This is a genomic window from Sphingopyxis sp. Q841, assembly GCF_052384365.1.
GTDB lineage: Bacteria > Pseudomonadota > Alphaproteobacteria > Sphingomonadales > Sphingomonadaceae > Sphingopyxis > Sphingopyxis terrae_A.
In genome coordinates, this window is record NZ_JBQSUM010000009.1 from 1 (window position 1) to 10,084 (window position 10,084).

Here is a 10,084-nt window from a genome sequence, read left to right on the forward strand (position 1 = left end):
CTGCTTCGCTTCATTACGTCCGACTCCTTCGCGCCGGACTCTACTCAAAATCGGTCACATTTCAGGGGAGCACGTCATTAGAGTTCCCGGCTGCGACCGGCATAGGCGATTTTGTCGACGTTCGGCGTTAGCTGCTCTTGGCCCGATACTTTGGCTTTAGCTCTTCGCCGTCATCCGTGATCATCGGCTGCACCACCGGAAGTGCGGCGGCCTCCTCGCCAGGCATTTTTTGGATCGCCTTCAAGACTTTCTTTGAAACGCGAACACCCTCCTCCGCGAGAAGCTTCTCGAGCTTACCCGCCAAAGCGGCGAATTTCTGGATTTTGATCTTGTTGTGATGGGACGTGGTGCGCGTGTAGACGTGGACAGATATACGGGCGGGCTCGACGCTTTTGTCGTATACGAAATAGGGGATATTGTCCTCGGAACCGTCCACGCAATGGGCGATACTTCGATTGGCTAACTCTAGAATTCGGTCATGTAGAGCTTTCTGGTTAGATGTCAGCTTCGACAGAAGCTCCTTCGGGAAAAGATCGCGAATGCCGCCGTTGAAACATCGCCGATAACGCATAACCGCGCTGTCAAAACAGGCACGGCGAATATGCGCGGCGCTTGGCGATCCCTTTCGGTTTTCGATGATGAAGCACGACTCCTGGACCAGCCGAAGATCGCGGCGTAATCCAGTCAGGTCGGCAAGCCGCTGCGCCTCGGGGGTGTTCAGTGTACGCGCGAATTGCCCGCGCTTGAGATCAAGGCTCACAATCTCTCCATTTCAGCGAGTTCCACGAGATGCTGCGGCTCACATTCCTTAAAACTCAATCGACAAGGCCGATCACTCGCTAGGCTCGCCCAGCGCTAGTGGCTCGGGCGGCACCAAAAGCTCGATCGGTTCACCCGCGGCCCTGAACCACAGCTCTCGGATTTGAGCGTCGTCACTTTTCGGGCGTGGCGAGACCTCACGGACTTTGAATGTCGTCGGAAGATTGACTGCATTGCCGAAGATTAGAGCGTGCTGCTTAGGTAGCGAAGGAAGGCGCTTCATCACGCTGTCGGAAATAAATGGCGTCATCTGCCGAATATGCGCCAAGTCGTCAGGGTTCTGAATGCGGTGAACGACGAAGTTTGAACATTGCGATAGCACTGTCTTGGAAAGTTCGCTCGGACGCTGCGAGGCAACCATAAGAAAAACGCCATATTTGCGCCCCTCTTTCGCAACTCGCTCGAAGATGCGGCTGGCATCGATGGCATGATGCGAAGGACGTTCGGCTACGTATCGGTGCGCTTCTTCTAAGACGAGGTGGATTGGCAGCCGATTGCGCGGGTCCGCCCGTCGTAAACGATCGAACAGTAATCGCGTAATAACGGCAGAAACAACCTCCACAACCTCATCGCCTGCCTCGTTCATATCGAGAACAATAATTTGAGCACGTTTGTGAAGCTTGTTTTCCTGCCGTTCCAAACCAAGCAAATGCTCGACGAAAAGAGCGGTGGACTGCTCCTCGGCGCGCAGATTGCTGGTAGGAACCCGGAGAAAGGCAAACTCTTCGCGATCCCGAATCCACTTGAAGCGAGTGAGCATCTGCGAACAATAGTCACGGATCTGTTTGTTGCCGTGCGCCTCCTCATAAAGGAGTGCGATCTCAAAGCACTCCTCGAGCGTGGCAAACTCGAATGGCTTGCCGCCGTAAGCGGTGATCGTTGCGTCCTCCTGAATGAAAGTCTTCAGATCATCGAGGAAGGCCGCCGTGCCGTTACCACCTTGGAAATTACCGTACACAAGGCTGAAACCGTGTTTGGTAAGTAGAGCTTTGTTGAGCTCCTGGTCCCCGAACCGGTCAAGGAGTGCGATCATGCGATGTGCTTTGGAGACAGGAGAATCACCGCTTACGCCGCCAAAGACCTCCTTGAGACACATCGCCAGGATGTGCCGGCGCAAGCTTTCGGTCTGCGGCGTTACATCGGCGAACAGGCTTGTCAGGCCCAAAGCCGTCCGAAGTACGGGTTGCTGGGTGCGCTCGCTGGCGCGAAGCAAAAGCTCCCATTCCTCCACCGACATGAACCAGTGCGGCAAACGGAACGCGGACGGGCGCTCGTTCAGATCGAGCGGCGCAGGCGGAACCGCATTGTGATCCGCCCGCAACGCAAGATAAACGCGCTTGATGGGCTGGGGCAGCTTGGCAAAAGCAACCCTATACTCGCCATTCACGTCGAGCAGGAGGAAGGTCGCTCCCCGCGCGGCCATTTCATCTCGCTTCTCGAACAACGACTGAAGAATGCTGGCCACGGTGCAAGACTTGCCGCTCCCTGTATTCCCGAGCACGGCAAGATGACCGCCGAAGAATTCATCGACCTTTGCTTTGACGTCGTAACCCTTGAAGACGACCGACGTGCCGATCGAAAGCGCTTTGAAGCGCGTTACCGTGCCATCTCCGTCGGGAGGAACAGGTTCCTGCCAGTCCGCGACCTCAAAAATGCGATCAAGTTCGGCGTCCAGCACGTAAAGCGCGTCGGCGTAAAGTGATGGAAACGTCGAGACGCCGAATCGGAAACCCCCGTCGTGCGCGAGCGGCAGCATTCCGACGGGGACTAGCTCGAGAAATTTGGACGATCCGGCTTTGTCGAGCGTAGTGGAACCATCCCCGCCAATACGACCGCTGGTAGGATCCTTTTCCCACAACCCAATGACCTCGGCGACAACATATTCGGTCTGGCTCGGGATGACCACAAATGACCCAAGCGCCGCGACATAGTGAATGTCGTCGAAACCGACGACAGTGAAATTGTCGCTTCCACGATGAAGCTCGACGACAAACCTGTCGGCTGCAACCGATATGACTTTACCGATTGCCCGGCGCGCATCGTCAGTTGCCATCGCCGTCAACTCCGCCCGCGGCCTTCTTCGCGATAAGATTGTGAAGCACCTTCTCGACGGCGGCCTCGATGCGCGTGCCCGGCAGTTCGGGCATGAACCGCTCGACGAATGCATCAAAATAATGCGCCGACCGCATCGAAAACATGCTGTCGCTGCCGATATGCCAAATGCGGGGATCGCCGAGTTTGCGTAGCTGCCCGATTACGCCATCGGCATCCTCGGCAGCGAAAATGATCAGGCGAAAGTTGGGGATAGTCAGCGCCTGGAAGATGATGTTGTTAATGTGCTGGTCGCCAAAGCTGTAGCCTACAGTGACGAGCACGCTCTGATCTTGAACGACGCGCGTCTGAAACTCCCGGAACAGGTCGGCATAAGGGCTGACGAAGCTGGCGCTTTGCTTCGCTGGTGTAGGATAGATGAGCACTCTGCCCTCAGGAGATGACGGAACTTCCGCAAGCTCGCGCACCGGGAAAAGCGTTTCGCCGTCCTCGATCCAGTTTACAGATCCGTGCAGCTTGCAGAGATAGACAAAGCTGTCGACGGCCGACCATTTCTGGCTGCTTATGTCGAGCTGTTCGGCCAGCGAATAGCGAAACATCGCTGGATTGAACCGCCGCTCGACAACGCCGGAGAACCCGTTGCAATAAGGTATACCGCGCCGGTCCATCGCACGCTCGTTGAACAGGTCATAGTTGGTGGTGAAGACCCACGGCCGCGGCAGCGAACGGTCCCGAAACTGGAGCTTCTGATAGAATGACTGGTACAGCGACAGCACGGTCTCGTCGCCGTCGGCAAAGGCTCCCTTGGTACAACAATCCAATACGTGCTTGGTGACTTTGCCGATCACTCGATCAACGACGGCGGCGACATTCTTGGGGCCTTCCTCCTCCGTTCCGTCGTACACGAACCGTGCTCCGTACAGCGCCTCCATCAGCCGTTCGAGGTTGTTGGCAAATTTCGGAGACCCGACCTCCAGTCCAAGCCACTGTTTGAGCGTTTCTCGCTCGGAGGCGGAAATGTGGGGTGCCTCGTCATTCTCACCTATCTGGTCGAGGAACATCTTGGCCATTGGTCCCATGGTCGGTATGCCGACTTCGGTACCGTCTTTCCGAAAAGATGAGCAGCCGGAGCCGAACAGGAACGAGAGATTCCGGGCGTTGAGCGCGTCGCCGAACTGTGTTCGGACGGCCTCGATCGCTTCGGACGCCTCCAAGGTGGAACCGTCTTTGTTTTTCAGAACGTCTTGAGCTCCCTTCCAGAAAGAAAAAGGTTCGAAATCCTGATCGCCAGCCATTGCATCCCCCGCGTGCGTTATTTCCAGGGTAAAGCAAGTGACTTCAGCCTGTTCACGCCTCGGTTGATAGCAGAGGGGTTCTACCCGCGCAGCAATTGATGTGATCAAGCCGGAATTCCGAGCCGCCTCAACATCAGGAGAAGGACACGGCTAGAGCATCGTCGCCAACACTCCGTGAAAAGTGGTTTGTCACAAAAGAATGGCTGATGTCGGGATGTGACGAAAGGCCGCATTGAGGCGAGAAGCTGTCGCTGTCCGCTCACCAAGCGGATGGCCGCTTTCGGGCGTGGGGCGATTACAGCCGGAACGACCGCCATGAGGCGCAAAGCTGTCGAGACCGTCAGGTCAATCCAACACTACAACGCCGATCAGCGCCAGGAATAATCCCGACAGAAAGCCGCCGGTCGCCGCCCAGGTGACCCACCAATTCTGCTCGTCGGTCGAGCGGCGCTGTTTGATCATGCCTTCGACGCGGCCAAGTGCGCGCGCCATGGTGTCGCGGGCCTCGCCGATCGATTTGGCGTCATCGGCTCGGTAGCGCATGAGAGCTTCGTGGATTTCCACGGTGATCGTTTGCGGTGTGAGCTGCATTGCCGGCTTCTCGTTGATGCTTTCAATGAGCTTTTCCATCTGGCCAAGACGAGAGTCGATGTCGCGGAGCGTCGGCGCGTAATTGGGGAGCTTGTCCTTGGCGGCGGTAAGGCCTTCGATCGAGGATCGCTGCATGGAGATTTCGCGGCGTAGCTCCTCGAAGGCATTAGCGGCATCGGCGGCGTGCGGAGTTTGGGCGGGTTCGTCGGTCATGCACGCACGCTACATCGATATGCCCATACTGCGTCCACGCCCGAGATATTGCTGGAGATCGTGAGACAGCGATCCTGTCGCAGAGGATTTCAGGCCGAGGTCAGCGCGGCGGTTTTGGAGCAGCGATTCGAGCTGCGGGTCGCGGTGCAGGCTCTTCGCCATGTCGTTGAGATTGGCGCGCGCCGCATCGCGTGCGGCATAGGTCGGTGCCTTGCGCGCCTGCGCGCTTTCCTTTTTCCACGCGGCGACAAATAGCTCGGCGCGCTTCTCGACCTCGGCGGCAAGCCGCTTGGCCGCAGCAGCCTGCCGCACCTGCTCACGGGCGGCGCGGTCGGCGGATGCCCGTTGCGCCGCACGTTCGGCGGCGCGCGCGGCGACCGCGCTGTCCATCGCCGCGATTGCGCCGGTGGTCCGTCCTGCGGCTGCCTCGCTGGTAAGTTTGTAGCTTTTCCCGAACGCCTCGCGCAGATCGCTCGCGCCACCGGGCCGCAGCGCATCGAGCGCCTGCCGGGCCTTCCTATAGGCATCGAGCTCGTGCGGCAGTTCCTTCCCGCCGACGCGCCGGACATCGACGATCTCTTTCGTCACCCGCGCAAAGCGCTCGATCGCCTTGTCGAGTTCGGCACGCGCGGGCGCGCGATCAAGTGCGCGTGCGTTCACGCCAACGTCCGCGAGTTCGACCGCCCGCTTGATCGCGGGCACCGGCTTTTCCAACGGTTCGCGTGAGACGGTCAGCTTGAGCCCGTCGAACATACCGCGCTTCGGCTCGGCTGATGCATTGCGCCCTTCCTGCGCCCCGTAATCGCTCGCCATATCCTTGCCGCGCTCGCGGCCGAGCGTGCGCACAAGCTTTGCCTGACTGGCAAAGTCATCCTTGCCATAATGCACGTCGACGCTGTCGCGATGCCGCGACATCGCGACATAGGCACTATGCCGGTCCATGCCGGGGGTTGCCAGTAGCTGCACCCGATCGACCGTCATGCCCTGCGCCTTATGGATCGTCGCCGCATAGCCATGATCGACATGGGCATAGTCCTTGTGGTCGAACGCGACGCGTCGCCCGTCGTCGAGCGTAACCGCCATACGCGCAGGGCCAACGTTATCGACGCTACCGAGAGACCCGTTCTTGACGCCAAGGTCGCGCTCATTCTTGAGGAACATGATGCGATCGCCTGCCGCGAAGCTTCGCTCGCCACGCTCGACAGCGAGCGCAACCTCATTGCCCAGCGCCCCGCCCGCTTTCAGCCGCTCGCGCACCGCCTCGTTGAGCTCACGAACCTCGTCATTGGTGTGGGTGAGGATGATCCGGCTCGCATCGGGATAGGCCTGACGATCCCGATCCCACGCATCGACCAACTCTGCCCGCGCGCCCTCGCGCGTGTCGGCGACGTGCACAAAGCCTGCCTCGGCATATCGCGCGATCGCCTCGCCGGTCCGCCCGGTGGCAAGCCCGCGGGTCGCATCGCGCTGCCATTCCTCCTGCTGCCGGCGGATGTCCATGATCTCGACGGCGCCATGCCGCTCAGCCGCGGCGCGGAACGCTGCACCTGCTTCGATCGCCTGCAGCTGCTCGGGATCACCGACCAGCACGACTTTCGCGCCGTGCCTTTCGGCATCTGTCACGACGCGCTCGAGCTGCCGCGTGCCCACCATGCCGGCTTCGTCGATCACGAGGATATGTTTGTCGGTCAGCCGCTCGCGATCATTAGCCCACTGATGTTCGAGGCTGGCGAGCGTGCGCGATGCGATGCCCGAGCCATGTTCAAGACCTTCTGCCGCGATGCCTGACAGCGCGGCGCCTTGCACCTGATAGCCCGCCGCTTCCCAGGCCTCGCGAGCGACACCGAGCATCGCACTCTTGCCCGTTCCGGCATAGCCGATGACGTTGCTGACGCCGCGTGCCGATGTGACATGTTCGAGCGCGCCGCGCTGTTCGGCGGAGAGATCGAGACCGCGCTTCGACGCGCGCGACAAGGCGAGTTCGCGATGACGCTCGGCAACGGCATGATTACGCCGCCCGTCGAGCGTGGCGGTTGCGCGCTCGAGGCGCTGCTCGGTCTCGATCATTGATTTGGACGTGAACCGGTCTTCGCCGCGCCCGTCCTTGCCAAGCGCAACCAGCTCGGGCGATGCTTTCACCGCCGCCATCACCGCATCGAACTGTTCTTTGCCGTCGCTGTGCCGGTGTACGAACATCGCGAGGTTACGGTTCGTGAACGTCGCCTGGCGGTGCGTGATGGCGTCGAGCGCAATGCCTGGGTTCGCGAGAATCTTCTCGCCGTTGGAACGGGCGATTTCGACATGCTCGGCGAGCCTGTCGGCTTCAAGCCCCTGCCCCGCCATGCGCGATGCCGCGGCGCCGATCTTGTGCTGCGGCTCAAGGTCGATCCCTTGCGCTTCCAGCGTGCGATGATCGACGCGTGCATCGATGTCGAGCGAAGCAAGCCGTTCGTTGACATGGTCACCCCAGGCTTCGCGCCAATGGGTCAGAAGCTCCGTACGGTTCCAGTCGCGCACCTTCGCGCCGAACTCGGGGCTGCCATCCTCGCCGATGCGAATCTCGCGCATCGTCAGCATGACGTGGGCATGCGGATTCGCGAGGCCGTCGGCGCCGATATCCCAATGAACATTGATATCCGCAACCATGCCGCGCTCAACGAACTCGCGCGCCACGAAGTCGCGGGCAAGCGCGATCCCCTGCTGCTCTGTCATCTCGCGCGGGATGGCGAACTCGATTTCGCGTGCGAGCTGGGCATCTTTGCGCACCTCCGCCGCCTCGACGCCGTTCCAGAGCTTTTCACGGTCGAGCCATTCCTCGGTCGCGCCTTCGGGAAGCATCACTTCGCTGTGGACGACGCCCGCCTTGTTCGAGAAGTCATGGGCACGGCCGAGGCGCTCATCGTGCAGGCGATCGGCCGAACGATAGGCCGCTGCCGCGACCGCGCTGCTGCCGGCAGCGCGGGAAATGACTTTTGCCGAGAAATGGTAGAGCGCCATAGCGGCATACCATTTACAGCAAAACAAGCACGTCGGCACGACGTATAAGCGCGCCCTTGCCCGATTTGATCGCGCTCGGGATCACAAAGTCGCAATATATTTCAGCGCCTTGCCGGGCCTTGAGACTCGGCATAGCTGGTTCGTCCGCCCTCTCAAATGGAAGGACAGACGATGCGTAAACCCCGTGATTATGATGCAGAGCTCCAGGCGCTCACCGACAAGGCGAAGGCGCTCAAGACCAAGAAGCAAGGCCAGCTCGGCGAGCTGGTGATCGCCACTGGTGCCGATGCGCTATCGATCGAGCAGCTAGCCGGCGCGCTCCTCGATGCAGTCGGCGCCGACGTCAGCATGAAGGAGGCGTGGCGCAAAAGCGGCGCGGCCTTCTTTCGCGGGGACGGCGCCCACGCTCGCAAGAGCACTCGCAGCAACGCGGGCGGCGCATCGGCGAGCGAGGCAGGCGCGCAATCGCGTTCAGGCGAAACGAGCGCGGCATGACACGCGGGCGTGGCAGGTGAAACGGCGCGAGCGCACGCGCCAGCTGATCGAGCTGGGCGGCCTTATCGCCAAGGCTGATCTCGTCGAACTGACCGGCGACGATCGTGCGGTCATTCTGGGCTTGCTTGTCGAAGCCGCGGCGACGCTGCGAAGCGAAGCGCGCGAGAGGCAGCTGACGCTTTGGCGACGGCGGGGCCGCCGCGCATTCGACGCTGCCCCGATCGAGGCCTAGCCGCGCGGCTTCACCGTCACCCAGACATAGATGGGTGCGGCAAATTTGCCAGGCGCCGGTTTGCCGACATCGATGCGTTCCGCGGTGACCAACTCACCGCTCTCGAGGTTGAAGCTCGCCCAGGGTTTCGGCATTCGCCCGAAGCTCATCTTCTGGATTGGCTGGCCGGTGGCCGTGTTCATGATCGTTGCGGTAATACCCATGCCGCGCCGGTAGCGGCGGCAAGTCGATCCTATCCAGCCATAAGCGGAACAGGATCCAGATTGCTGTTGCCGCCCGCTATTTTGCCTTGGCGCGGCTGCGGGTCGCAGACTTTCGGCCGCCGCCACGACCCTTGGCGCCGAGCCCAAACCGCTTCGCCAGTTCGCGGCGCTTCTCGGTGTAGCTCGGCGCGCTTATCGGACAGTCTTTCGGGCAGGCGGCGCGATTACTTCGCTTGCGCCTCCAGCAGCGCGATGCGCTCTGAACAAACAGCATGAACCGCGCGGCCCAATTCTTCGACGCGTTCGCCGAGCCAGCGCAGTTCTTCCTCGGTGATTTTATAGTGCTTCGAGTAGCGCGCCTTTACATAGGCTTCCTTGAGCTTCTCGAAGCGCGAGCGATCGGCCTTCAACTCGCGCGGCCAGGCATCGACGAGACGCATGTCGATGCGCTCGGCCTGGGTGCGCAGGAACCCGAGGTTGTGAACGTGGGGGGAGTAGAAAGTGCAGACCAGAAGGACGCAGTGGTATAGAGTTTCCGCTGTCTGATGCAGCTCGAACGCGGTCTCTTTCAGATGGCCCCTTTCGAAACCGAAATTCACAAAATCTTGGCGCCGCATCGCTGCTGGAAACCACTCGTCAAAATACTCCTGCGCCATCGCCAGCGCCTGCTGCGGCGTCTTGGGCTTTGGCGTGTGGAGCGGCTTGTCGTCGCTCTCGTAGAGCGCGATCCCGTCGCGCGCGACGTCCATGAAGAAATACCGCCCGTGCGCGAGCCCGTCGTTCACCTCCTGCAGAGTGTGGACGATGAAGTTCACTGGCGTTTTGAGGGTCTGGTCGATCAGAAGCTCACGGGCGAACCGGTCGTCGAGCTTCGACCAGACATCGACCTTGTCGGTGAGCCGCTTGTCGCTGACGATGATGAGCAGGTCGAAGTCCGAGCGATAGCCCTTGGCGGTGTGCGGCTCATCGACCCAGCCGCCGCGCGCATAGCTGCCGTAGAGGATGATCTTGTCGATGCGGCCCTTCTTCTTCCAGCTCATCGTCGCGAGCGCGATGCTGTCGGCAAATTCCTCGAAGATGATCGCCTTCACGCGCTCGAGTTCGCGCTGTTTGGCGGCCGGAAGATGATCAAGGTCGGTACGCATGATGATTATCACCCTGTAATCGCGCGGGCCGGATGGCAAGCG

9 protein-coding genes are annotated in these 10,084 nt (G+C 60.6%); 2 read left to right on the plus strand and 7 right to left on the minus strand.

What is annotated here, in order from left to right:
• Positions 1-127: 127 nt before the first annotated feature.
• The 5 genes from ACT17R_RS17490 to traA form a co-directional block, all read right to left on the minus strand.
• Positions 128-760, minus strand: coding sequence for a hypothetical protein (locus ACT17R_RS17490; protein WP_444809987.1), 633 nt, complete (start codon positions 758-760; stop codon positions 128-130).
• A 72-nt stretch (positions 761-832) separates the two neighbouring features.
• Entirely contained in the window at positions 833-2,872 is a 2,040-nt protein-coding gene (locus tag ACT17R_RS17495; protein WP_444809988.1) for an ATP-binding protein, read from the minus strand.
• Positions 2,862-4,166 (minus strand): SIR2 family protein, encoded by a 1,305-nt coding sequence (locus ACT17R_RS17500; RefSeq protein ID WP_444809989.1) that lies wholly within the window; start codon positions 4,164-4,166, stop codon positions 2,862-2,864. The genes ACT17R_RS17495 and ACT17R_RS17500 overlap by 11 nt, the downstream gene beginning before the upstream one ends.
• Before the next feature lie 345 nt (positions 4,167-4,511).
• Positions 4,512-4,970, minus strand: coding sequence for a hypothetical protein (locus tag ACT17R_RS17505; RefSeq protein ID WP_186401987.1), 459 nt, complete (start codon positions 4,968-4,970; stop codon positions 4,512-4,514).
• Between the two features lie 9 nt (positions 4,971-4,979).
• A complete protein-coding gene (gene traA, locus ACT17R_RS17510) occupies positions 4,980-7,967 on the minus strand; it encodes a Ti-type conjugative transfer relaxase TraA (RefSeq protein WP_444809990.1) in 2,988 nt (995 codons plus the stop codon).
• A 171-nt stretch (positions 7,968-8,138) separates the two neighbouring features.
• On the opposite strand from traA, the gene ACT17R_RS17515 reads away from it, so the two are divergent.
• Positions 8,139-8,462: a conjugal transfer protein TraD gene (locus ACT17R_RS17515; protein WP_444809991.1), complete on the plus strand. Its 324-nt coding sequence runs from the start codon at positions 8,139-8,141 to the stop codon at positions 8,460-8,462.
• Positions 8,463-8,478: 16 nt separating this feature from the next.
• The gene (locus ACT17R_RS17520; RefSeq protein WP_444809992.1) at positions 8,479-8,694 is read left to right on the plus strand and encodes a conjugal transfer protein TraD; all 216 of its coding nucleotides are present in this window, start codon (positions 8,479-8,481) and stop codon (positions 8,692-8,694) included.
• Here the strand turns inward: ACT17R_RS17520 and ACT17R_RS17525 are convergent.
• Both ACT17R_RS17525 and ACT17R_RS17530 read right to left on the minus strand, forming a co-directional pair.
• Positions 8,691-8,897 carry a hypothetical protein gene (locus tag ACT17R_RS17525; protein WP_082819971.1) on the minus strand — a complete coding sequence of 69 codons (207 nt, stop codon included), beginning with the start codon at positions 8,895-8,897 and terminating at the stop codon, positions 8,691-8,693. The two genes, ACT17R_RS17520 and ACT17R_RS17525, sit on opposite strands and share 4 nt — an antisense overlap.
• Before the next feature lie 224 nt (positions 8,898-9,121).
• Positions 9,122-10,042: a HEPN domain-containing protein gene (locus ACT17R_RS17530; RefSeq protein ID WP_444809993.1), complete on the minus strand. Its 921-nt coding sequence runs from the start codon at positions 10,040-10,042 to the stop codon at positions 9,122-9,124.
• Positions 10,043-10,084 lie beyond the last annotated feature (42 nt).